Genomic DNA, 23,300 nt, shown 5'->3' on the forward strand with positions numbered 1-23,300 from the left:
CATACATGCAGCTACAGTAAAAGGGCAAACCGGATAAGTTACGGTTTGCCCTTTTACTGCCTTAGCTCGCTTCTCTTAAGCCATAGTTATGAAACAAATATCCGTTTTTATGCCCCTGCTTTTGTGGCTGGTAATTCCTTTTGCCGCATTTGCAACCCGCAACACATCCTCAGCCGACCTTATAAAAGGTGCCAATGCCGTTATAAACTCACAGGAAACCGTTTTTACAGTTACCTCGCCGGGCAGCGCCACCACTACTTTTAAAACCCGGATAACCATACTGAACGAGAACGGCCTGCACCGCGCCAAACTATACGTGCCTTACGACAAACTATCGAAGGTGAACTATATAAAAGGCGCCTCTTATTTCCAGGGTGGCAAAAAAATAAAAACGCTGAAAAACAGTGATATAGCGGATGTGAGCTCAATATCTGACTTCTCTCTGTTTGAGGATAACCGTGTAAAGATCGCTGACCTGACCCACACCATATACCCGTTTATAGTTGAGTTCGAGTACCAGACCACTTCGTCTAACATGCTGTTTTACCATACCTGGGCTCCGCTTGATGAAGATAAACTGTCGGTAGAGAATGCCACGTTTACGGTTATAATGCCGCAAGCAATGAAGATGCGTTACCGTGAAGCCAACCTGCAGCAGAAAGCTACACAGGAGGTGAAGGAAGGTAAAACGATCTATAGTTGGCAGCTAAGTAATTTAACACCGATCAAGACTGAGCCGTACGCCCCGCCAATGGCCGAACTGGTGCCCATGGTACGCACCGCTCCAACCGAATTTGAAGTGCAGGGCTACGCCGGCGACATGAATAGCTGGCAGAGCTATGGCCAATGGTTTAACAAGCTGAACGAAGGCCGCGATGTGTTGCCGGAAGCTACCAAAGCTAAAATTGCAGCCCTTGTAGCTGATGCCAAAACGCCGGAAGAGAAAGTAAAACGCATATACAATTACCTGCAGAGCAACACCCGCTACATTTCTATACAGTTGGGAATCGGTGGCTGGCAGCCCTTCGAGGCAAGTTTTGTAGATAGCAAAGGCTACGGCGATTGCAAAGCGCTAACCAACTATACGCAGGCTATGCTTAAGTCTGTAGGCATACAGTCTCACCATGCCCTGATACGTGCCGGCGAAAATGCACCTGACCTGATGGCCGATTTTCCAAGCAGCCAGTTTAACCACGTTATATTGTCGGTACCGATGAAGCAGGACACGCTTTGGCTGGAATGCACGAGCCAGAGCGAATCGGCGGGGTATACGGGCAGTTTTACCGGTAACAGAAAAGCGCTGCTTATTACACCGGAAGGCGGCAAACTGGTAAACACACCCGCCTACAAAGCAACTGAAAACATAGTGAACCGCACCATAAAAGTGATACTGGATGATGCCGGAAACGGAACAGCTTCTGCGGTAACACACTACAAAGGGGTAGAACACGAATCTTACCGCGACCTGCTGCATGCAGCCTCCCCTGAGGATCAGCGCAAATGGCTTTACCGCAACATCAGTATTCCATCTTTCGAGCTGAAGCAGTTTTCTTTTGACTTGAAAAAAGCGAGACTGCCTGAAGTAACGGAAAAGCTGGAACTGAGCGTACGCAAGTGTGCGACCATTAGCGGTAAACGCATGTTCCTGGCACCAAACCTGATGAACAAATGGGACAGCACGCCAAACACCGTAGAAAAGCGGACATTAGAAGTAGTGCGTTCATCGGCTTACACCAATACCGACACCGTAATTTATGAGCTACCTGCAGGCTATAGTTTAGAGTTTAAACCTAACGACCTAGCCTATGATACCGAGTTCGGGACGTTTAAGGCGACTACCAAAGTAGAAGGTCAGAAAGTAACTTACGTGCGCACCATACAATTGCACAAAGGCCGCTACAAACCAGAAGCCTATACTAAAATGCTGGAGTTTATGAACAACATCGTAAAAGCCGACGGCCAGCAACTGGTGTTTGTGAAGAATGTGCAGTAGGGAGAAATCTTTGACTGGCTACGCCTATAGTGCAGATAAGCGTATGTTTTCGTTTATCTAGAAGTTATGCATAAGCTCAATTTATGAAGTATTATCTAGGAGCATATTATTTTATAAAACTGCATAAGGCAAATTACGGCTCCATAAAGGACACCAAAATTTACACTTGCAGTACCTGTATAAATGACTCCTACTTCGATAGTTGGTCAATAACGTGGAGCGCCATCAACAATAGTGACAGTCTTAAAGAAGCCAAAAAGGATTTTAACCTGACTGACTCACAAATCACAGATATTCAAACTTGGGCGGACCAGAAATTTGAAGAAAAGAAAATAGGCTGGATAAATACTTTCTCCGATTACCATGTACTAAGCGAGTACAAGAGCAAGTTTTTCAGCAACGCTCAAGACTATCTGTTTCTTAGCATCAACTTTCCAGAAACAGAAAAAAATGATCTGTTGGAAGAGTTTAGTATCAAAGAGAAAGGTATAGGATCAATCGGACTTTGGGATAATCTAAACAGAAATATTCCAGAAGTAACTGACGAATCAGAAGTTGAGATTGGGTTCGACCTAATTGGGATAGAATTAGGTGGGGACTTTCATACCTTTCATTGCCATGACCTTGCTAGTGAATTGATTCAGAAATTCAATATTGAAATCAACCAGTACGGACTGATAGCTAGCGAAGATAATTGGGAGCAGATGGTTGAATATATGAACGATGAAGAAAATGGATTTGAGCCTGTTCCTTGGTTCTTTGTCAAGGTGAAAATGATAGACGAAAAGAAAAAGCATTTGCATAACAAGGCCTAAAAAACACAGCTGCCCTCGGGACAGCAGCGCTTTTTAGCCAAGACGTTGGCTATTAAGTATAAATAAGATATTTCTTTTGCATCCCAATGGTAACGAGAGAAACTAATCTAAAAGAAAGAAAAGGATTACACCAGATTAAACTGCATATATCATGAAATACTTGTTAGTTTTTTCTTTGTTAGCTGTTCTGGTTTCAGGCTGTGAAGTACCTGTATGCTGTGATCCTGGACCACCGAGATTTATGGCAGTTATTCAAACCAGTGAAGGTGTTGATTATCTAACCTCGCGTGCGGGTGAGCCTATCGACTTGTTTTATGAAGGGGAGAATGCACTTGATGAAAAGACGAATGCACAGCCTTTTACTTACTTGCAGGGTGGTACCACCAAATTGGAAGGGGTAAATGTCACCTCCCTTAGCATTCAAGGTATTAAAACGTTTTATCTAAAAGTAGGAAGCGATGTAGATACGCTTTATGTGGATGTAGATAAAAAAAGAAACTTTAAGTCTGTTCGTTTCAACGGGCATCCTGCCCAGGAGATCACCAGCCCCAAAGCAGGTTCTTACTGGCTGATGCAGAAAAAATAACAAAGCAAGGGTATACTCTACTGACTGAAGCATACCCTTGCTTTTACCTCAGTAATATTTATAAATAAGAAAGCAGGAAATTACTTCTGACAACCAAGTTCAGCATTAACCCTTGCTTCGCCTCGCCCATCGGCTGCACGAGAAACATTAAACATACAATAACCAAACCTGCAGCCCACAGAAAATATTTTTTCTGTGGGCTGCGTCTTTTTAGAAGTGGCTCCGTCTTCAGGGTGTAAAACGAAATAAAACACCTTAAACCAATAAGAGCCATGAAAAGATTTCACGTAAATGTTAGAGTAAAGAACCTGGAAGAATCAGTAGGTTTTTATACTGCCCTTTTTGCCACAGAGCCAACCGTACTGAAAGAAGATTATGCTAAGTGGATGCTGGAAGACCCGCGTATAAACTTTGCCATTTCGCTGCACCCTGAAAACGCAGGCATCGAACATTTAGGCATACAGGCAGAGAGTGAGGAAGAACTGTCCGAAGTATACGGTAACCTGAAAAAAGCAAAAGGAGCCATCCGCGAAGAAGGAAAATGCACCTGCTGCTATGCCAAATCCGAGAAGTCATGGATAACAGACCCACAGGGCGTGGACTGGGAAGCGTTTTATACCTTCGGTGAAGCTACTGTGTATGGCGAAGGAGCCAATGCACGCAAAACCGAAGCAGCTGTTTAGTACATCATAAAACTATAAAAAGTAAGGCGGCAGGTATATTTATACTTGCCGCTATTCCTGCTTTCAGTTAAATTGAGCCACCTATGCAAACCGAAACTACCGCACAAACTATAGTTACTGACCTGTTGCCGGAGCACTACCCGCAGGTTAAAGAGATTTACGAACTGGGCATGGCCACAGGCAACGCCACGTTAGAGACCAAAGCTCCTGAGTGGGCCGACTGGGATGCTAAATTTATGAAGAGCTGCCGCCTGGTGGCACTGCAAAACGGCAGGGTAGCAGGTTGGGCAGCTTTGTCTGCTGTGTCTGGTAGGTGTGTGTATGCCGGAGTGGCCGAGGATACTGTATATGTTCACCCGGATTTTAAGCAGCAGGGAATTGGTAAACTGCTGTTGCAGGAACTGGTGCGTCAGTCGGAGCAAGCTGGCATCTGGACTTTACAGGCAGGTATTATTAACGAGAACAAAGCAAGCATACACCTGCACGAGCAATGTGGGTTCAGAATAGTAGGCGTACGTGAAAAACTGGGCCAGCTACACGGCCAATGGCGCGATATCTGCCTGATGGAACGCCGGAGTAAGGTAGTAGGAGTTTAATTTAAACTATAGTTTGTATTTCTGGAAGTGTAAATCGGCTTATGGAATTTGTGATTTTTTTGCATCTTTAAAATAGAATCTGAACTACCTGCAAACTATAAACTGAACCATGGAAAACTGCTGCAACACTCCTGGACCAACTAAACTTTCTGCGGATAGCTGCTCGGCGGTAGCGCCTGTTTTCCTGGCTTACGAGGCCCAGCTAAAAGGCTTTGTGCAGAAGCGCATCCTGGATAAAGACGAAGCTAACGACATTCTACAGCACCTATACCTCAAGATCTACAAAAACTGCGAGCAGCTACCCGAAGTAAAGAACATAAAAGCCTGGCTCTACCAGATCACTCGTAACGCGGTATATGATTTTTTCAGGGAAAGCAGTCGCTACCAGACTATAGCTGAAGTAGAACTGGAAGAACTGCCCGACGACACCCGCCACGATGTAGAAGCCCTGGTAGAACCACTGATCAGTTTATTGCCTGAAGAATACGCCATAGCCCTGCGACTGAGCGAGCTGGAAGGAGTAAGCCAGAAAGAAATTGCTGAAAAGTTAGGCATTTCCTACTCCGGTGCAAAATCAAGAGTACAGCGTGGCCGCGAAAAACTGAAAGCCCTGTTTCTGGAATGTTGCCACCTGGAGTTCGGCCATGATGGCAGCGTCGTGTCCGCCACTATAAAAGAAAGCTGTAAGCCTCTGCAGGGGTTGAGTTAGTTATTAGTTGCTGGTTATAAGTATAGTGGTTTGATTAACCCACCCCTAACCCCTCCGGGGAGGGGAATAATCACCCAGTATAGCAGTGATTATGGCGTGAGCTTCCTCGCTCGTGTCGAACTATAGTTGGGTCTCTGGCCCAATAGTTTTAAACCAGCTCTGCTCTTTCAGATTTGCAATCCGACTGTTAGTAGCAATTAATTACCAGAGTATAAAGTCGGATTCCAAATCCTCGTAGTAAGTGTTTCGGGATTACAAATCCCGAAGAGCAACAGGCAGAATAGAATTCCCCTCCTGTTTTTAGGAGGGGTTAGGGGAGGTAATTCCCCTCCTGGAAGGGGTAGGGGTGGGTTAACCAAACCACGAGCTAAAACTTATACCTAACCTGCGCTTTCACATCAGACCTTCTTGATCCAACTATAGTTTCCAGTCCAGAGCCGATGGTATCAACATTTCTATAGTTGGTGATGCCGTATTTTACCCACACATCCAGGTCTCGGACTAACTGAAACTGCAGCAACGCATAAACCCGCGTGCCTCTGCCGCTTAGCGCCGGAATGGAGAATGCATACAGTACATCGCGCTCGTACACATACTGGCGGGTATCGTAACTGTCCGTATCAAAGATGGCATAGCGGGTACTTAGCCGGATATTTTTGAAACTATAGTTTATGTCTTGGGCTATGAGGTAACCGGTTTGCTTTGGAGCTTCGTGCGCATAACTGCTGAATTGTACACGACTTTTTAAACTGAGAGCTGGCGTTGGTGAGAATTCGTAGTAGAGTAAATAATTGCGGCGCAATGCTTGTGCCACATAATCTACTATCGTTGTGGTGTTGTTTGGGGCGTTCAGGCCTTTGCTTTCGGTCCGGAACTGGCCGTAGAGAGCGCTCTGGCGGTTGGGCTTAAAGTAAAGCCGCACCAGGTATTCGTCGCCGTAAGATGGGGCATCTACGCGGTACCGCAGCCACGGAAAGGTAAAGCGGTCGTAGTAGGCCGTTATTTCCCAGCGGGCTATGGGTTTAAGTTTGATGCCGGTGTAAAAACCACGCTCGTTAATGTTCCGGCTTCCTTCACCAAAAGCACCGCCATACAAACTATGGAAATCGCGTGAATAGTACCGGTACAACATAGCTACTTCGGCTTTGTTAGAGAGATTCGCGATCAAACCATTTACACTGCCCATGCCACCGCTTTTGCTCATAGCCGTTTCCCCGAACAGGTACACGTTTTGCCAGGTAAAACTATAGTTGGCGCCGGCGGTATAGTTGTTGCTACCGTTAAACTCGAATCGCTGGTAAGGGGCGTCCGTCTTTTTGATGGGCGAACTATAGTTGGTGCCGACAGCGGTAAAGCCAACTGTAAAAGCCTGTTTCTGGTACTGCAAACTGCTGCCGAATATCTGCTCCCGCACGCGGCCCTTGTTAGCCAGCTCAGTTGCTGTTCTGTGAAATCCGGAAGTCTGGATGCCGGTAAAGGATTCGCTGAAATCAGAGATGGTATCAGCTTGTAAATTTGCGTCGGTTCGTTTAGTGGAGTAGAAGTCGGTTATGTTCAGATTGTCTTTCAGTTTGTAAGTAACCGCCGCACCCCTGAAAAAGACAGACTCCAAAACTGAACTATAAGGCCGTATGCCCAGGTTTGCGCGGCTGAGCGTGGTTATCGTTTCGCTGCCCTTGCCCACGCTGTACCCCGACGACAACTGCAATCCCTGTCCGATCTGTAATTGATAATCGCCTATAGCTATAGTTTTGAACCTGCCTTTGTTGTAGAGCTGGAAATGTGCCGTGTAAAAATCGAACCCATAACGCCGTGTGTCGGGGTCCCAGGTAAACGCTTCTCCGGCATCTTTCTCGGCAGTTATGCCTAAACTATAGTCCTGAGCCACACTGTTGCGGTAACGCATAAATATCTTGTCGGGCGAACCCAGGTAGCGGCTCTGCGACCGGCTACTGCTATCAACCGAACTATAACCGCGACGTTGCTGCAATGTCCGTTCGTAACGGATTATAAGGGCGTTGTTGTCTTCCCCGATCATTCGTTGCCAAAGCGGGCGCGTATCAGCATACAAGCCAGCATCATCCACTTTAACAAATGGCAGCAACTGGTAAATGGTGATCATGTCGAAACCAGGGATGGCCTGCAGTTCGTAAATGCTGAGGAGCTTGCCGTTGTCCTGGATGTGCTGGAAAAACGAAGCGATCTGCGGGCGTGAGAGTATAAACAGCGAAGCCAGTTCTTCGGGTGTGGTATTGTTAAGGTCGATGGGTTGCTGGTAATACTGGAAAAGTGTTTCGTACAGGTCTTCGTAAGAAATGTTCTCATCTTCCTGCTGCGAAAAAAGCTCCTGTACAAACAGGTCGAAATCTATCGTTTGGCGCGGGTAATTCTGAGCTTGTACCTGCGAGATAATGCAGAAAATCAGCAACAGTACAACTATAGCCCGCATCATATTACAGTGAATTTACAGGGGTTGAAACTATAGCCGCCCTCCCGAAACTATAGCTTACCGACAAATGGTGGCTGTTGCCCAGGTGCGTGGCATTGCCGAAGGCATAATCAACTATAAACTGCCGGGCCACAAAGCCGGCGCCAAAGTTGAGCGTGTTAGTAAGCGACTGAAAACCACTGCGAAGTATGAATTTATCTGGAAGCAGCTGATACTCGATGCCAGCTTTAAATGTGGCGTTATGGTCGATGCTTTTTTCGGTTTCGGCTAACAGTAAAAGCTTTTTGTAAGGTGTGTAGCTAATGCCGGCTTTCATAATGGTGGGTAACCGTTCGTCTTCGAAGTCAGAGAGTTTTGCCTGGTTCAGGTTGTATGCGTGTGCACCGAAGTAAAGGCCCGGCACAATTTCGGCCTGCCCGCCTAGAGCTATAGTTGCCGTTTTGCGACTGCCGTAGCCTTGCACTGTTACCTGCCAGATGTCGGCTTTTACACCCAAACTAAATTGACCTAGTTTATGGGCAGCGCCCAGCCCGATGTGTTGCCGGTTGTATAGTTCGTCGCCAAACCTGCTCAGGCTAATGCCATACACGCCATATTTTGAAGTTGGATAAACACCCAGAAGCGCTACGGTTGTAAATGCCCGTACACCAAATCGGTTCTCGGCATAAGCTCCGGCTTGTGGTTGCGTGAGCCCGGCCATGCCAGCTACGTTGTTGTGTAGCGCCCAAAGGTCGGGTATGGTTACGGAGGCGTTGCCAAGTGCGGCGGCTCGGGCACCAAACGGCACATCAGCTTGCGCCTTTACAAGGAAAGGGAACAGGAGAAAAAGGCAATATAAACTATAGCGCAGTAAAGCTATCCCATCCGTAAGGCTTTAACAGTTAGTGAAATAGGGCTTACGGAAGGATGTTAATTAAGTTAGAATTTAAGGTTTATGATGCTGGGGATTTGTATATCAGGATTTGCAGGATTTAAAAGAATGTAGAGACGCAATACTTTGCGTCGTTTTTGTCTGAATCAGGATTTACAGGATTTAAGGATTAGCAGGATGCTTATCGTAATTTATGCTTGCTCCTCCTGCTTAACCTGGCGCCGGTATCCCATTGGTGCCGCACAGTGGGCGCGAGTCTCCGGACGCGCTGGGCTATAGTTGCAGCGTAAAGGCCAATCCTGAGCCAGACCTATAGTTCTATAGCGGAGACGCAAAATATTGCGTCTCTACCATCCGCCAAAATCCCATTAATCTACGGTTCAGACATTCTTACTCCAGCCTAATCCTTAAATCTTAAAGATCTTAATTCTAGTCCACCACCACTTCATCCACAAACAGCCATGCAGTTTTGCCGGCGGAGCGGTGGTTTGGCGGGCAGACTTTAATATTTCGCGCCACTACTTTCACGAAACGGGCTTTAACAGGAGTAAGCTCAGCGGTAAATGTTTGTGTAAAAATGCCGCCTTTTAACGGGTCAGTGGTGTTGGCTATAGTCTTAACGGTTTTGTACTTTTTACCATCTTCCGAAACAAAAAACTCGAGCTGCGTTGGCAGGAAAATATTGGCCAGCATGTTCTGTAAATGTGAGCTGCTGATGCGGTTTATAGTTTTGGTTTGCTCTAAGTCGATTACGGTTTCGAAGTCGGTGCCGGAAAAGCCGAGCCACTGGCCATCCGATTGGTTTAGCGAGCCGCTTAACCCATTAACTATAGTTGCGCCGCCCATTGCCGGGAAATAACGGCTGGGGTTGTTCTGTAATTTTGATGGTCGTGCAAAGGCATTATGTATAGTCAGGGTGATAGTGGTTGGTTCGTCCATCAGTTTGCCATCCATAAAGGACGCCGCTTTTATAGTTGCCGACTTGTTAACTGTAAATGGCCTGGTGTAAAGTTGAGATGCTGTGGTAGGAGCGGAGCCATCCAATGTGTAAAACACCTGCGTGCCGGCGGCATCCGACGTAAAAGTTATGGTCGCAGAGTGCTGTAAAGTATCTATAGTTGCCTGTTGTTTTACCTGGTAGGTGCTGGTACTATAGTTTATGCCTAAGGCTTCGTAGCGCTTATATTGCTGTTGCATACGTTGTGCAAAGTTCTGCCAGTTCTTGTTTTCCGGCTTAGTCCAGAACACTTCGGAAGCGGCTGCAATACGTGGGAACAGCATATATTCTACCTGTTCGAAAGTCGGGATGTATTCGGTCCAGAGATTGGCTTGCGCGCCGATTATGAAACGTTTCTCGGATGGGGTTAACTTGTCGGGCGTAGGCTTGAAACTATAGACTTTACTGAGTGGCGTGTAACCCCCAAATGCCAGCGGCTCCAGCTGCTGATTTCCCTGGTAATAATCGAAGTATAAATGCGAAGTTGGGGTCATCACCACGCCGTGTTGTTGTTCGGCAGCTTTAATGCCACCCGCTGTTCCACGCCACGACATTACCAGTGCATTGTTAGGCAGCCCGCCATCCAGTATTTCATCCCAGCCTATAATGCGTTTGTCTTTCGTTTTGAGGAACTTCCCGATGCGGTTGATGAAGTAGGTCTGCAGTTCGTTCTCGTTTTTCAGGTTTTCGGAAGCAATTTTGGCCTGGCATTTCGGGCAGGCTTTCCAGCGGGTTTTAGGTACTTCGTCGCCGCCAATGTGTATTACCTGGCCCGGGAAAAGGGCTGAAACTTCACTCAGCACGTCTTCCAGGAAACTATAGGTTTGCTCGTTGCCGGCACAGAACACGTCTTCAAAAATGCCCCAGGCTCGCTCTGTTTTAAAAGGCCCACCAGTGCAGCTCAGTTCCGGGTAAGCAGCCAGGGCGGCCAGCGCATGACCCGGCATTTCTATCTCCGGAACTATCGTTATGTTTCTTTCCGAAGCATATTGCACCACTTCCCTTATCTCGTCCTGTGTATAGTAACCGCCATTTTTTTTGCCGTCGAACTGCTGCGGGCGTTCCAGCGCATGGCCAACTATAGTTCCGTCGCGCCAACCGCCGACTTCAGTTAGTTTCGGGTATTTTTTGATCTCGATGCGCCAGCCCTGGTCGTCGGTCAGGTGCCAGTGGAAGGTGTTGAGTTTGTGCATCGCCATGTAATCGATGTACTTTTTTATATCCGAAACCGGGAAGAAATGACGCACCACATCCAAATGCAATCCGCGCCAGCTATAGTTTGGTTTATCAGTTATCTCAAGTGCAGGAACAGAAACGGCAGTAAAATTAAAAGTTGGTGGCAAAAGCTGCTTTATAGTCTGGATGCCCATGCTAATGCCTGCCGGTTGGTTTGCGGAAAGCAGAATTCTGGCAGGTTGCACCGATAAACTATAGCCTTCGGGCCCAAGTGTGTCGGGGGAGTTGGTAAGGCTGAGGTAAATATAATTTGCAGCTCGTTTTTTAGGTTTTTTGAAAAACATTTGAGGCTGCTGACCGGTCGCGGTTCTTATAGTTTGCGCCAGTTGCTCGGCTGTAGTTTTCAGAAATTGTTGCTCCGGGTTAATGTATAGTTTGGTATTGGCATTCAGGATAAACTGGCCTTGCTGTACTGTAATGTGTTGCGGTTTAGGAACTATAGAAATATCCGGTACAGCGCTTTGCTGCGCGGAAGCCGACAAAATGGTAACTATAAAAACGAGAAGGGTAAGCAGTTTTGGCATCGGGTAACGGTTTGAGGCTCAAGAATAAGCAGGATAAGTTTAAAATGCCAACCCAGACTAAGATTTTTAAGATTGAATTGATGGTGTGATTTGGCTGGAGTTAGAATGTCTGAACCGTAGAATAATAGGATTTTGGGGGATGGTAGAGACGCAATATTTTGCGTCTCCGCTATAGAACTATAGGTCTGGCTCAGGATTGGCCTTTACGCTGCAACTATAGCCCAGCGCGTCCGGAGACTTGCGCCCACTGTGCAGCACCAATGGGATACCGGCGCCAGGTTAAGCAGGAGGAGCAAGCATAAATTACGATAAGCATCCTGCTAATCCTTAAATCCTGTAAATCCTGATTCAGACAAAAAAGACGCAAGATATTGCGTCTCTACAATTCTTTTGATCCATTAAATCTCTATTAATCTGTGGTTCAGACAACAAAAAAAGCGCTGAGATTGCTCCCAGCGCTTTTCTATAGTTTAAAAAGGTACTTAGTCTTTCACCTGAAGTTTAACCTTGGCGTCACCTTTTTTCTTTTCGATCTTGAACTCTGTTTTACCGGCACGCAGTTTCTCCTGCGCTTCTGTCATTGTTTCGTTCAGTAGTTCAGCCTGTGGTGTTTTAGCTTCTGCTTTCGCAGCGTCGCCGGCACCCGGGCTAGGTGTGTCTACAATCGTCATCTCGCTTATCAGGTTGTTAGCGCCTGCATATTTATCGATAATGAACAGTACGTAACGCGCATCTACGTTAATGCAACGCTTATAGTCTGCATCGTAAACAAGGTCACCAGTCATCGCTTCCCAGTTACCGTCGAATGCAAGGCCAGTCAGTTCACCTCTACCGTTAATTACCGGCGAACCTGAGTTACCACCTGTAATGTCGTTATCCGTGATGAAGTTAACTACCATTTCGCCTTTAGAGTTAGCATAGCGGCCATAGTCTTTTGCTTCGTATAGTTGCTTTAACTTAGCCGGTACTTCAAACTCCTCGTTGGTTGGGTCTTCCTTCGCCATTAAGCCTTCCATAGTAGTGTAGTAGTTGTATAGTACACCATCCTGCGGGCTGTAATCTTTAATGGCGCCGTAGCTCAAACGTATCGTTGAGTTTGCATCCGGGTAGTACACAAAGTCAGGGTTCATTTCACGCAAACCGGCTACATACAGGCGGCTGGCCGTGTTTAACTTCGCGTTAGCACCAGCCAGTTTAGGGGCGATGTTAGTTGAGTAGTTTTCGATGATAGGCTGCACAATGGCGAAAGCAGGATCATTCTCCAGTTTCTTGGCAGTAGGGTTTTTCAGGAAGTCCTTCAGTTTTTGCTCCGATACTACAAACGAGTTGCTGTACACGTGGTCAGCCAGTTTGTTGAAATCGCCTTTGTACTTAGCTACCAGGTTTTTGAAAGCTTCCGGCTGCTGATCTTTCGCGATATCTTCGTAGTAGAACTTCAGCATGGCAGCAAACACTTTCTTGTCTGTTGGCATGTTATAGTCTTTAAAGAAGGCATCAACGCGTGGCATTAGGTCTTCAACTGCTTTGTCAACAGCGGCCTTGTCACCACCTTTCAGGGTTGTATAAAGCGGCATCAGGCGGTAAGCCATCATCAGCGACTCAGTACCTAAAATGGCTTCGTTCAGGTATACAGAGCCCAGGTTGTATTTTGCGATCTCTTTGTAAGATGCATCAATATCAGAAAGTACGTTGCCGTAAAGGGCTTTGCGCTGCGGATCGTTAGCCCATGCCTGGTATTTTGCTTCGTCAGCTACTTTGCCTTCAATGGTCTTCATGCGCTTAATGCCTTCGTTCTGACCGATAGAGTATTTGTAGTAGTTAGAAGTAGAGGCATATTTAGAGGCATATTTAATGCGGGTTGCATCGCTCTTGTCCATGTCTTCTTTCCAAAGTGCCAGCTTTTTCTCGCGCAGTTTAATACGTGTCTTGTTCAGCTGGTCTACTTCCAGTTGCAGACCTTGTGAGGTCATGAAACGCTTGGTACGGCCCGGGAAACCGAAAACCATAGAGAAGTCGCCTGGCTCTCTGTCGCCGATGTTTATTGGCAGGTGGTGCTTCGGGTTGTAAGGAACGTTGTCTTTGCTGTATTTGGCCGGCTTGCCATCTTTGCCCGCATATACACGGAAAACAGAGAAGTCGCCGGTATGGCGTGGCCACATCCAGTTATCCGTATCGCCGCCGTATTTACCGATTGACGATGGAGGCGTTCCTACCAGACGAACGTCGGTGTAGCGGTTGTAAACGAAAAGGTAGAACTCGTTGCCGTTAAAGAAATCACGCACATAAGTTACATACTCACCATTGTTGCTGGCTTCTTTAGCTAAAGCCTGCATACGCTGGCCTACTTTCTGAGCACGTTCTGCTTCCGGTGTGTTGTTATCGATGCCTTCCAGTACTTTTCCTGTCACGTCATCCATACGCACTAAAATATCCACAAAAAGACCTTCGTTCGGAAGCTCTTCGGCATAGCTCTTAGCCCAGAAACCGTTTGTCAGGTAATCGTTTTCCGGTGTAGAATGCGCCTGTATCTGGCCGTAACCACAGTGGTGGTTTGTAAGCAACAGACCGTTTTTCGAAACGAACTCACCGGTACAGAAACCACCGAACTGCACGATGGCATCTTTCAGGCTCGAGTTGTTTACAGAGTAAATTTCTTCGGCAGTAAGCTGAAGTCCTTTTTTCTGCATATCAGCGTGGTTCAGGCGCTTTATCAGCATCGGCAACCACATACCCTCGTCGGCTTTGGCCGTAAACGGCACGCTCAGCACAACTAAAAGTAGGAGTGAAAGGATTCTTTTTAACATGGAAATTTGTTTAGATTAGTTAAACTGCATGCAATTTAATAAAAAATTACGCACCTAACGCTTGTTAGGGTTTTTAGATAGCTGTTTTGTATATAGTTTTCCCCGTTTTCTGATAACCCGCTATAGTTGAACTAAAACAAAGGAAGCTACCCTATACTTATAGCCTGATACTAATTACACTGAAACATGAGCTGGATATTTAAGAAACTGATGCTTGGCCTGATCTGGATTTACCAGTACATGATCTCGCCATTAAAACCAGCTACCTGCCGCTACACGCCCACCTGTTCTACTTACGCTGTGCAGGCTATCAATAAATACGGCCCGTTTAAAGGCGGCTGGATGGCTCTGAAAAGAATTGGCCGGTGCCACCCCTGGGGCGGAAGCGGCTACGACCCGGTGAGATAAGGGAGGACTGTTTCCGTGTCATAAAATGTCTTAAAAATTTACTGTCATTCTGTAAAGAAACTTGGTTGAAAGGAGTTTAAGCCTATGCTACTTGCCACAAAGATCCTTACAGGATGACAAAAAAGGAGAATGAAATAGCCCGGGTAAAGTAGGAGAGGTTCTAAGTTATTTCTACCGCCCTCGCTCGCCTCTGGCCGCTTTAACCTATAGTTTAGCTTTTCTTGACGCTCTTTTTTTGTCGTGGCGGGACGCCACATGTAGCTCACACTCGCGGGACGCGAGCGAGGGCGGTATTTTCAGAGAACATAACAGACACGGGATGAAATAGGGGAGTTTCAGCTTCATCGGGAGTTCTTGCCTGTAAGTATATTTTTACACCGCGTTCGTCTAAAGCCCGGCCTGTCAGATTGAAATTACGGGCATTTTGGAGTATATTGAGGAAAGACAATATACTTTCTACTTCTGCCTATGTTCCTGACTTTACTTTCGCACCAATGGCGGTCCGAGCTGCGGTCTTCCGTTTTTCAGAAAAGCATCGCGCTTAATATAATATTAGGCCTGCTGATCCTGTATTTCGGTGGTATTTTCCTGTTCCTGGGTTTCAATCTGGATGATATTCTGGCAAAAATATACCCGCAACAAAATGTGGTAGCCATCTTCAACGGCATGCTGCTGGTGTATTTCCTGATCGATCTCTTTTTCAGGTTTCTGATGCAGGAACTGCCGGTGCTGGCCATACAGCCTTACCTGCATTTGCCGATCTCTAAAAACAAGCTGGTGCATTATGTACTGGTAAAATCTGTTCCGAGCTTTTTTAACCTGTTGCCGCTGCTGTTTTTCGTGCCTTTTATGATCACATCGGTCATACCGGCTTTTGGTTCGGGCATGGCTATAGTTTGGTTGCTGACTGTAGTGGCTGTAACGCTGCTCAACAATTTTCTGCTGCTGTACTTTAAACGGCAAATGAGCAACAAGCCACTTTATACCCTCGCTTTCGGGGCAACTATAGTAGCGCTGATGCTGCTCGATTACGTGGATGTGTTGCAGTTACAATTAATTTCCCAGGCTGTATTTGGTGCCATACTGGTGCAGCCGTGGCTGGTTATAGTTCCGGCTGCTTTACTTGTTGGTGCTTACCTGCTCAACTTTTATTTCCTGAAAGCCCATACCTACCCCGAAGAAATGAGTGTGCGAAAAGCAAAGGAAGCTACAGGCGGCGACATTGCGTTCCTGAATCGCTTTGGTGAGCTGGGCAAGTTAATAGAGCTGGAGCTGAAGCTGATCTGGCGGCATAAGCGCACCAAATCCATCGTTTTCATGTCGGCTATATTCCTGTTCTATGGTTTTATATTTTATGGCAAGGGCACTTATATGGATGGTTTCGGGATCCTGATATTTGTCGGAATCATCTTGTCAGGGATGCCTATGTTTAACTATGGCCAGTTTTTGCCGGGCTGGCAGAGCGGCCACTTCGATGGATTACTGACCCAGCGCATTTCACCTTACCAGTTCCTGAGCGCCAAGTACTGGATGATGGTGCCTGTTATGGTGCTGGCTTTCATCCTGACATTGCCTTATGGCTTCTTCGGCTATAAGATCATCCTGATAAATGCGGCAGCCTTGCTTTATAATATTGGGGTTAACGTGTTCATTGTTTTCTACTTTTCGGTGTACAATACCCAAAAGCTGGACCTGAGCAAGAGTGCTTCCTTTAACTGGCAGGGCGTAGGGGCATCTAAATTTGTGATGATGTTGCCGCTTATGGTTTTGCCTATTCTTATTTACCTGCCTTTCGGGTTACTGGATGTGCCCTATGCCGGAATTGCAGCCATTGGCGGACTTGGTTTGCTGGGCATCATTTTTCAGAAACAACTGCTTACATTCTCAGCTAACCGGTTTACAGCGCATAAGTACAAGCTGGCAGCCGGCTTCCGTCAGTCTTAATCAACTATAGTAACTATAAAATTCAGAGCAATGCTAACTATAAATAACCTTCAGAAAGTATATAACGGCACTACCGTGGTAAACATACCAGAACTAACTATAGCTGCAGGCGAGTCTGTGGGCCTGGTAGGAAATAACGGAGCCGGTAAAACCACGCTTTTCAGGATGATACTGGACCTGATACGGCCAAGCAAAGGCGAAGTATTTTCGAAAGGCATTGGTGTGATGGAGTCCGGTGACTGGAAAGGCTACACCGGCTCGTACCTGGACGAAGGATTTCTGATAGATTACCTGACCACAGAGGAGTATTTTAAGTTTATCGGCGACCTGCATGGCCTTTCGGGTGGCGACGTGGCCGAGCGCTTAGCGCCCTTTGCAGATCTGTTTAACGACGAAATCCTGGGCCAGCGCAAGTATATCCGCGACTTCTCGAAGGGTAACCAGAAAAAGATCGGGGTTGCCGCAGCCGTACTCTCGAACCCTGAACTGCTGATACTGGACGAACCCTTTGCCAACCTGGACCCCAGCTCACAGATACGCCTGAAAAACCTGCTCAAAAACCTGCGCGAACAAAAGAACATGACCATGCTGATCTCGAGCCACGACCTGAGTCATGTAATTGATGTATGCGAGCGTATCGTTATATTAGAAAAGGGACAGTTGGTGCAGGATATGGCTACAAACGAGAACACCCTTCGTGAGCTTGAGACCTACTTTACCGTTTAAAAAGCAGGCTTTACTTCTGTTTTAGAATTTAAATTGGTAAACTGCAATTGTTTAAGCCACAGTTCCGGCTTGCGCCTAAGTTTTTCACCCGTTTAACATAGGCAAAAAATGAATATTAAAGTACCTGTTCCGAAAGGCAGCGAGCGATATATTGTCTCGCTGGTTGATATTTTACGTGTAGAAAACCGCTCCCTTTCCTTTTTTGGTGCAGGGGCACATAACCTGTATATTTTTGAGCAAACCTCGAAAGGCGATGAGCTTTTCTCGCTTTATAGTTACGGGCAAAAGCAGGACATGCTGGCCGCTTTCAGTATTATCTCTTCGCTTTTAAAGCAGAAATCCAAAGAACAGGTATTGCTGGAGCTGGAGCCGATGAAGAAGTAGCTAACTATAGTTGCTGTAAACTAATACACCCGATCAGTTACCTATAGTTTAGCCCCTGAGCGGAAGTCTCATCTGGTAAAGGTCGAAGCCTTTTGCCCAGTAATCCTTCTCGGTGTGCACCAGCGCAAAGCCCTGCTTCTCATAGAACATATACACAAGCTGCGAGGTCCGAACTATAACCGTATCTATAGTTGGGTTATTTCTGATGTGGTTTATGCGGTGCTGGGTTAGCTTAGTGCCGATGCCCTTACCCTGGAACTCGGGGTGAACAATGTCCCATGAAAGCCGCGCCAGGCGCTCACTACAAAAGTAATTAATGCCGCCTGCTCCAACTATAGTTTGGGCCTCCTCCATTACAAAATAATCTTCCAGGTGCTCGTCCAGGTACTCTATAAAGTCGGTTTCCTCGGTTTCGGCAAAATACTGCGGAATATTTAGCTTGAGTAAGGCTATGAGAGCCGGTTTGTCGGTGGGGATGTAGGGACGGATCATGGTTTAGTGGCGGGTTTGAAAGGGAAATTTCTGATCAGTCTTTCAACTGAAGTTTCATCATGATGTCTGTCTGCTCATCGTTTCCTAATTTAAAAACGTGTTTATCAAACTCAACAAAACCGTTTTTCTTATAAAAATTGATGGCTCCCGGGTTTTCTTCCCAAACACCTAACCAAACATAGTCGGCACCAGCCTGCTTTGCAATTTGCATTGCCTGCCCGTAAAGTAACTGGCCCACTTTCTTTCCATGATATTCTTTCAGCACATAGATCCGTTCTATTTCAAGGGCTTTATCGTCTTTTATTTCTGTTTGCGAGGAGCCAAAGTTTAGTTTTAAATACCCGATTACGTTACCATTAACTGTCGCAAAATAGAATTCAGAATTCTTGTTTTGAAGTTCAGCAGTCAGTTTCTCAACAGAAAATCCTTCCTCCAGGTACTTCTTCATATTCTCTTCTGTATTTCCAGCTGAGAACGTCTCGGAAAAAGTTTGCCTGCCAATCTGTTGTAATTGGTCTATAGCAGTTAAGGTAACCCTTTTAATCTCGATGGTATGCATTCTGGGGGTTTTGAGTTTAATTCAAGCTGATTATAACGTGCCGGGTTTTGCGGTGGCGTAGCTATGGAAATGGGGTAGTTGGGGGGTACTTTTAGAGTTTAACCCCAAAAACCATATTCACAGTAAAAGTTTTATCTTTCACATCGTAGCTTGAATAATATCCACTGCTAGTTGCACGCTCAGGACTATTTACAACATCTTTGGCGTTTAGGTAATAATCGCCGCGAAGGCCGATGTTAAATTTTGAAAAATTATAGGTCACCCCACCGCCCAGCAACAAGCCATAGTTGTAAGAATTTAAAAAATCGCTCTTTCTGAATCCGTCACTAATTAAGAACTCACTACCATAGTCATCATCCAGCAGAAAGTCTACTCTTGGCCCGACACTCACATAAGGAGTTATATTCTCTCTTATCGGATATTTGAGATCCAATACAGTATTCATTGAAAGATAATTGAGAGTCTCTTTACGGGTTGCGTCAACCAACTTTCCTGTTTCGTCCGCATGTTGGTACTCTTCTTTACTTCCTTTCCTAACAAAACCGATGTTGCTGGACAAACTGTAGTGCTTTTTGATAAGGTAATCTAATCCAACAAAAAGGGAATGCCCGATGAGAGGGTCGTATTGCTTAGTTAAAACATTGCCTTGGCGTTCGCTCCGAGCATGAAGCGACGAGACAGATACACCAGTCTGAATTTTTAGAATCTGCCCAAAAGTGAAATTGGAAATTAGACATCCAAACAAAATTAGTAAAATGTGTTTCATGTAATTGATAGTTAATTATTGCCACAACGGATTGGTGCAGCCGAAGCCCGAAGCATAGCAAGGGTTAAGGCTGAACCGGGTTACCCACTCTGGTTCTTTTAGGCAATTTTCACCTGTTTGTTTAGTAATTCAACCTTAAAGTTAACCTTTGCCTCAAGTGCGTTGAAAACTTTCAAAATGGTATCAATTGTCACGTTAGTGGCGTTATTTTCAAGACGGGATATTTGGGCTTTTTTCACTCCCACCAGTTGTCCAAGTTGTTCCTGTGTAAGATTTCTTTCTTTTCTTGCTGCCTGGATCATGTCTCCAATCAGCTCCAACTTGAGCTCGAACTCGTAATTGTCACGCGCTGGCGTTCCTTTTACCCCTATAAGCCTGTCTTCGGCTTCACTTAATGAATATCGTTTCATGATTACTTCTCTTTAAGATAGATTTCTGAATGCGCTCGGCCTTGTCAATTTCTTTTTTATCTATTTTGCTGGTTTTCTTGACAAATCCATGGGTGGCTAGTACAAGTGTTTCTTTCTAGTCTGTTTTATCCCAGAAGGCAAGCAGTCTGTACTGAAGCCCTGCATAAAGAGTCCTGAACTCCCAGATTTCGTCCGTTAGCTTCTTGAACAACTTGGGATCGGTGTGGAATTGGGCTCTCCGGATATTCTGAAGTATTTTCTCTCGGTGCTTCAGTTCAAGCGATTCCAAATACTTGAAAGCCTCCTCCAGCAAGTCAACTTCAAATTTTGTTGCATTTAGGGCCTATCTTTAGATACCTCCAAAGATAAAGAAAAGTTTCCTTATATGTAAACCATGTGCAGTTCCTATTGTGGGTAACTAGAGTATAAACATACACTATTTCAACCATTTCTGCAGATAACCATAACCGACCAACCAACTATAGTTTAAACCTACTTAACCACTCCCTTCATCCAACTTCCTATAGTTTCTAAAGCACTCGGAGCAATGGTTTCCTCCAGTTGGCCGTATTCGTTTACCATGCCAGTTGTGGCCGTCTGGAAGAGGTGATTCAGGTTGGGCATCTCTTTTATAGTATACTTTTTGTTGCCGGCAGCTTTCAGGGCTTTTTCGGTGGCGGGCAGGTTTTGCTGGTAAGGTACCTGCAGGTCTTTGGTGCCATTAAGTGCGAGTATGGGCATCTTCAGTTTCTGCAGTGTAAGGGCAGGGTCGTACCCTAAAAAGTAGCGCATCCAGGGCGAACTGAGCTGGGCAACTATAGCTTGTTCGCTTTGCTGAGTAAGCCCCATTTGCTTCTGCTCTTCAGCGGTAAGCTTGGCTTTGGCATCCTGCTCCAGTTGCTTAATAGTTTGGGAAGCTTTAAAAATATCAGGTTCGGTAGCGGCTACAGTGAACTGGGCTTTGCGGAGTTGGAGGTATTTCTGTAGTTGCGCGTCGGGCATGCCGGCGGTTTTAAACAGGGCTTCGTTCTGGGCTAATAGTAGCTCGGTGCCCGGCACTGCACTTCCGGCCATCAGTACTACAAAAGCGGCTTCGGGGTATTTGGCGGCTACTTTAGCTGCAACCAAAGCACCTTCCGAGTGGCCCAGCAAACCAACTTTCTTTCCGTCAACGCCTTCAAAACTTTTCAGGTAAGTAAAAGCAGCTGCGGCATCAGAGGCAAAGTCTTCGGTGGTGGCAGTCGCAAAAGTACCTCCCGATTTACCCACTCCACGGTCATCCAGACGCAGCACGGCAAAGCCCTGGCGGGTGAGGTAGTCGGCCAGTACTAAAAACGGCTTGTGGCCCAGAATGGTCTGGTCGCGGTCCTGCGGGCCGGAGCCTGTAATAAGTACCACAGCCGGAGCCTTGGTTTTGCCTTTTGGTAAAGTTAGGGTGCCAGCCAGGGTAATGCCGGCAGCTTTATTTTCTATCGTTACTTCGGTTTCCTGGTACGGGTAGGGTTTTACGGGGTGCTGCGGACGTTTGGCTTCTGCCACCTCGCCTTTCGTAAGCGGAATATGCATGTTCTGCCCAGCCTGTTTCAAATACCCATCAATGTTTTCAGGGCCGGTAATTTTACCTGCATACGAGCCACCAATTGCTTTAATGTCTAAGTACAAACTATCCTGCACTAATCTGGCCGATGTTACCGGGATACCTTTTGCACCCTGGTCGGGGCTGTCCATGGTAGCGGTAAGGGAGCCATCCGGGGTAGCACTTAAGTTAAAGACCAGTCGCAGTTTTGTTCCGCCAATTGCCAAACTGCCGTTCCAGCTTCCGGCTATAGTTTGGGCAGGTCGTTGTGCGTAACAGGTAACAGCGGGAAGTATACTTATCAGCAAAAGGAGCAGATGTTTTCTCATAGAGGTGTGATTGAAATTTATATAGTACTAAGGTAATAATTTCCGGGTATAGTTATGTATGTCCAAAAACCGGATGGAGTGAAAATGAAGGGTACAGACTATAAACTGGCATTCTTTGATTAAATTTGTAGTTGATTTAATTTCTGATCTATGAAGAATATCCTGCTTTCAACAGCCTTATTAACTATAGTTGGCTTGTTATCGGCCTGCAACAATACTCCCGAAACTACTCCCGAAGATAAAACGGCTTATGTAGCAACTATAGATGCCTGGCATGATCAGCGTATCGAAAACCTGAAGAAAGAAGATGGCTGGCTGGCGCTTTCTGGTCTGTTCTGGCTGGAACCCGGCGAAAACACCTTTGGCAGCGACCCTGCAAATGCGATCGTTTTCCCGGAAGGTAAAATTGCAGCCAAAGCAGGTACTTTTATACTTGCCGATAACCAGGTTAAGATAAAGTTAGATGAAGGCGCTGATGTGCAACTGGATGGGAAGCCGGTGCAGGAGGCTATAGTTTATAGTTCGGATACCGTGGATGCACCAAAGCTGAAACATGGTTCGCTGACCTGGTTTGTGATAAAACGTGGCGACAAGTATGGTGTTCGTTTGCTTGATACGGAAAGCGACATCCGGAAGAACTTTACCGGGATTGACCGTTACGAAATAAACCCTGCTTATAAGATACAGGCGAAGCTGGAGCCAAACACTACCGGGCGCAAGATTTCGATATCCAATATAGTTGGCCAGGTAAGCGAAGAAGAAACACCGGGAGCGCTTGTGTTTACCATAGATGGCAGGGAACATAAGCTGGATGCCCTGAAAGAAGGGGAGGAATTATTTGTGATCTTCGCGGATAAAACAAACGGACATGAAACATATGGGGCAGGGCGCTACCTGTATACCGACCTGCCAGACGCAAACGGCAACGTTACCATCGACTTTAATAAAGCCTATAACCCACCTTGTGCTTTTGTAACGTATGCAACCTGCCCGCTGCCGCCAAAGCAGAACTTTTTACAGGTGGCTATACCTGCCGGCGAGAAAGCATTTGAAGCAAATCATTGATATTTTCTAACCCAGATTACGATTATAGAATGAACGGAAGCTATTAACCCAGCCCTACCCTCCGAGGAGAGGAATTAGGCATTACAAGCCCTCTCTTGAGAGCAGAGTCTTTTCGTTCTGTTAAATCAACCTCTTTAATGCCCTCGCTCGCATCCCGCAGTGTGAGCGACTTAGTGGCGTCCCGCCACTTGTGCCTCAGGCATAGGTAAAAGTGGCCGGGGTCCGCAGGTAACTCACACTCGCGGGATGCGAGCGAGGGCAGGGACATATAGTTGTAGCAGAAACTGTCCCCTTGAGGACAAGTGAGAACGGGGGTTCAAAACTTGCGAACAGCGCTCACAGGATTGTTGAAACCCAAACTATAGAACTATAGCTAAA

20 protein-coding genes and 1 pseudogene are annotated in these 23,300 nt (G+C 46.2%); 11 read left to right on the top strand and 10 right to left on the bottom strand.

What is annotated here, in order from left to right:
- Positions 1-88 precede the first annotated feature (88 nt).
- The 6 genes from GSQ66_RS18175 (at position 89) to sigZ (ending at position 5,382) form a co-directional block, all read left to right on the top strand.
- Entirely contained in the window at positions 89-1,993 is a 1,905-nt protein-coding gene (locus GSQ66_RS18175) for a DUF3857 domain-containing protein (RefSeq protein ID WP_162428761.1), read from the top strand.
- A gap of 83 nt (positions 1,994-2,076) precedes the next feature.
- Entirely contained in the window at positions 2,077-2,808 is a 732-nt protein-coding gene (locus GSQ66_RS18180) for a hypothetical protein (RefSeq protein ID WP_162428762.1), read from the top strand.
- A 151-nt stretch (positions 2,809-2,959) separates the two neighbouring features.
- Positions 2,960-3,394: a hypothetical protein gene (locus GSQ66_RS18185; protein WP_162428763.1), complete on the top strand. Its 435-nt coding sequence runs from the start codon at positions 2,960-2,962 to the stop codon at positions 3,392-3,394.
- A 272-nt stretch (positions 3,395-3,666) separates the two neighbouring features.
- Positions 3,667-4,077: an ArsI/CadI family heavy metal resistance metalloenzyme gene (locus GSQ66_RS18190; protein ID WP_162428764.1), complete on the top strand. Its 411-nt coding sequence runs from the start codon at positions 3,667-3,669 to the stop codon at positions 4,075-4,077.
- A gap of 83 nt (positions 4,078-4,160) precedes the next feature.
- Positions 4,161-4,673 (top strand): GNAT family N-acetyltransferase, encoded by a 513-nt coding sequence (locus GSQ66_RS18195; protein ID WP_162428765.1) that lies wholly within the window; start codon positions 4,161-4,163, stop codon positions 4,671-4,673.
- A 109-nt stretch (positions 4,674-4,782) separates the two neighbouring features.
- Positions 4,783-5,382, top strand: a complete 600-nt coding sequence (sigZ, locus tag GSQ66_RS18200) for an RNA polymerase sigma factor SigZ (protein WP_162428766.1) — start codon at positions 4,783-4,785, stop codon at positions 5,380-5,382.
- 367 nt (positions 5,383-5,749) lie between these two features.
- On the opposite strand, the gene GSQ66_RS18205 is transcribed toward sigZ, so the two are convergent.
- From GSQ66_RS18205 to GSQ66_RS18220, 4 genes are all read right to left on the bottom strand, one after another.
- The gene (locus GSQ66_RS18205; protein WP_162428767.1) at positions 5,750-7,834 is read right to left on the bottom strand and encodes a ComEA family DNA-binding protein; all 2,085 of its coding nucleotides are present in this window, start codon (positions 7,832-7,834) and stop codon (positions 5,750-5,752) included.
- Between the two features lies 1 nt (position 7,835).
- On the bottom strand, positions 7,836-8,618 hold the full coding sequence (locus GSQ66_RS18210) for a PorV/PorQ family protein (protein ID WP_162428768.1): 783 nt from the start codon (positions 8,616-8,618) through the stop codon (positions 7,836-7,838).
- Positions 8,619-9,131: 513 nt separating this feature from the next.
- Positions 9,132-11,459 (bottom strand): glycoside hydrolase family 20 protein, encoded by a 2,328-nt coding sequence (locus GSQ66_RS18215; RefSeq protein WP_162428769.1) that lies wholly within the window; start codon positions 11,457-11,459, stop codon positions 9,132-9,134.
- Between the two features lie 482 nt (positions 11,460-11,941).
- Entirely contained in the window at positions 11,942-14,263 is a 2,322-nt protein-coding gene (locus GSQ66_RS18220) for a S46 family peptidase (protein ID WP_238395751.1), read from the bottom strand.
- 186 nt (positions 14,264-14,449) lie between these two features.
- Between GSQ66_RS18220 and yidD the strand changes: the two genes are divergently transcribed.
- The 4 genes from yidD to GSQ66_RS18240 all read left to right on the top strand — a co-directional run bounded on the left by yidD (position 14,450) and on the right by GSQ66_RS18240 (position 17,725).
- Positions 14,450-14,671: a membrane protein insertion efficiency factor YidD gene (yidD, locus tag GSQ66_RS18225; RefSeq protein ID WP_162428770.1), complete on the top strand. Its 222-nt coding sequence runs from the start codon at positions 14,450-14,452 to the stop codon at positions 14,669-14,671.
- A gap of 468 nt (positions 14,672-15,139) precedes the next feature.
- Complete coding sequence (locus GSQ66_RS18230; RefSeq protein WP_162428771.1) at positions 15,140-16,615, top strand: DUF5687 family protein; 1,476 nt, start codon at positions 15,140-15,142, stop codon at positions 16,613-16,615.
- 30 nt (positions 16,616-16,645) lie between these two features.
- Positions 16,646-17,341 carry an ABC transporter ATP-binding protein gene (locus GSQ66_RS18235; RefSeq protein ID WP_162428772.1) on the top strand — a complete coding sequence of 232 codons (696 nt, stop codon included), beginning with the start codon at positions 16,646-16,648 and terminating at the stop codon, positions 17,339-17,341.
- 108 nt (positions 17,342-17,449) lie between these two features.
- The gene (locus GSQ66_RS18240) at positions 17,450-17,725 is read left to right on the top strand and encodes a hypothetical protein (protein ID WP_162428773.1); all 276 of its coding nucleotides are present in this window, start codon (positions 17,450-17,452) and stop codon (positions 17,723-17,725) included.
- A gap of 48 nt (positions 17,726-17,773) precedes the next feature.
- Here GSQ66_RS18240 and GSQ66_RS18245 read toward each other — a convergent pair whose 3' ends face one another.
- The 6 genes and pseudogenes from GSQ66_RS18245 to GSQ66_RS18270 form a co-directional block, all read right to left on the bottom strand.
- Positions 17,774-18,217, bottom strand: coding sequence for a GNAT family N-acetyltransferase (locus GSQ66_RS18245; RefSeq protein ID WP_162428774.1), 444 nt, complete (start codon positions 18,215-18,217; stop codon positions 17,774-17,776).
- Between the two features lie 34 nt (positions 18,218-18,251).
- Positions 18,252-18,776, bottom strand: coding sequence for a GNAT family N-acetyltransferase (locus GSQ66_RS18250; RefSeq protein ID WP_162428775.1), 525 nt, complete (start codon positions 18,774-18,776; stop codon positions 18,252-18,254).
- A gap of 91 nt (positions 18,777-18,867) precedes the next feature.
- On the bottom strand, positions 18,868-19,542 hold the full coding sequence (locus tag GSQ66_RS18255; protein WP_162428776.1) for an outer membrane beta-barrel protein: 675 nt from the start codon (positions 19,540-19,542) through the stop codon (positions 18,868-18,870).
- A 98-nt stretch (positions 19,543-19,640) separates the two neighbouring features.
- A complete protein-coding gene (locus GSQ66_RS18260) occupies positions 19,641-19,952 on the bottom strand; it encodes a helix-turn-helix domain-containing protein (RefSeq protein WP_162428777.1) in 312 nt (103 codons plus the stop codon).
- Positions 19,930-20,265 (bottom strand): annotated as a pseudogene (locus tag GSQ66_RS18265) (type II toxin-antitoxin system RelE/ParE family toxin). The gene GSQ66_RS18260 and the pseudogene GSQ66_RS18265 overlap by 23 nt, the downstream one beginning before the upstream one ends.
- A gap of 179 nt (positions 20,266-20,444) precedes the next feature.
- Complete coding sequence (locus tag GSQ66_RS18270; protein WP_162428778.1) at positions 20,445-21,857, bottom strand: alpha/beta hydrolase family protein; 1,413 nt, start codon at positions 21,855-21,857, stop codon at positions 20,445-20,447.
- A gap of 150 nt (positions 21,858-22,007) precedes the next feature.
- Between GSQ66_RS18270 and GSQ66_RS18275 the strand changes: the two genes are divergently transcribed.
- Complete coding sequence (locus GSQ66_RS18275; protein WP_162428779.1) at positions 22,008-22,922, top strand: DUF1684 domain-containing protein; 915 nt, start codon at positions 22,008-22,010, stop codon at positions 22,920-22,922.
- The last annotated feature ends 378 nt before the right edge of the window (positions 22,923-23,300 follow it).

This window comes from Pontibacter pudoricolor, from assembly GCF_010092985.1.
Classification (GTDB): Bacteria; Bacteroidota; Bacteroidia; order Cytophagales; family Hymenobacteraceae; genus Pontibacter; species Pontibacter pudoricolor.

Excerpts from the sequence above, each read along its gene's own strand:
- GSQ66_RS18175 (WP_162428761.1), top strand. The coding sequence starts at position 89 with ATGAAACAAATATCCGTTTTTATGCCCCTGCTTTTGTGGCTGGTAATT.
- GSQ66_RS18180 (WP_162428762.1), top strand. The coding sequence starts at position 2,077 with ATGAAGTATTATCTAGGAGCATATTATTTTATAAAACTGCATAAGGCA.
- GSQ66_RS18185 (WP_162428763.1), top strand. The coding sequence starts at position 2,960 with ATGAAATACTTGTTAGTTTTTTCTTTGTTAGCTGTTCTGGTTTCAGGC.
- GSQ66_RS18190 (WP_162428764.1), top strand. The coding sequence starts at position 3,667 with ATGAAAAGATTTCACGTAAATGTTAGAGTAAAGAACCTGGAAGAATCA.
- GSQ66_RS18195 (WP_162428765.1), top strand. The coding sequence starts at position 4,161 with ATGCAAACCGAAACTACCGCACAAACTATAGTTACTGACCTGTTGCCG.
- sigZ (WP_162428766.1), top strand. The coding sequence starts at position 4,783 with ATGGAAAACTGCTGCAACACTCCTGGACCAACTAAACTTTCTGCGGAT.
- GSQ66_RS18205 (WP_162428767.1), bottom strand. The coding sequence starts at position 7,834 with ATGATGCGGGCTATAGTTGTACTGTTGCTGATTTTCTGCATTATCTCG.
- GSQ66_RS18215 (WP_162428769.1), bottom strand. The coding sequence starts at position 11,459 with ATGCCAAAACTGCTTACCCTTCTCGTTTTTATAGTTACCATTTTGTCG.
- GSQ66_RS18220 (WP_238395751.1), bottom strand. The coding sequence starts at position 14,263 with ATGTTAAAAAGAATCCTTTCACTCCTACTTTTAGTTGTGCTGAGCGTG.
- yidD (WP_162428770.1), top strand. The coding sequence starts at position 14,450 with ATGAGCTGGATATTTAAGAAACTGATGCTTGGCCTGATCTGGATTTAC.
- GSQ66_RS18230 (WP_162428771.1), top strand. The coding sequence starts at position 15,140 with ATGTTCCTGACTTTACTTTCGCACCAATGGCGGTCCGAGCTGCGGTCT.
- GSQ66_RS18235 (WP_162428772.1), top strand. The coding sequence starts at position 16,646 with ATGCTAACTATAAATAACCTTCAGAAAGTATATAACGGCACTACCGTG.
- GSQ66_RS18240 (WP_162428773.1), top strand. The coding sequence starts at position 17,450 with ATGAATATTAAAGTACCTGTTCCGAAAGGCAGCGAGCGATATATTGTC.
- GSQ66_RS18245 (WP_162428774.1), bottom strand. The coding sequence starts at position 18,217 with ATGATCCGTCCCTACATCCCCACCGACAAACCGGCTCTCATAGCCTTA.
- GSQ66_RS18250 (WP_162428775.1), bottom strand. The coding sequence starts at position 18,776 with ATGCATACCATCGAGATTAAAAGGGTTACCTTAACTGCTATAGACCAA.
- GSQ66_RS18255 (WP_162428776.1), bottom strand. The coding sequence starts at position 19,542 with ATGAAACACATTTTACTAATTTTGTTTGGATGTCTAATTTCCAATTTC.
- GSQ66_RS18260 (WP_162428777.1), bottom strand. The coding sequence starts at position 19,952 with ATGAAACGATATTCATTAAGTGAAGCCGAAGACAGGCTTATAGGGGTA.
- GSQ66_RS18270 (WP_162428778.1), bottom strand. The coding sequence starts at position 21,857 with ATGAGAAAACATCTGCTCCTTTTGCTGATAAGTATACTTCCCGCTGTT.
- GSQ66_RS18275 (WP_162428779.1), top strand. The coding sequence starts at position 22,008 with ATGAAGAATATCCTGCTTTCAACAGCCTTATTAACTATAGTTGGCTTG.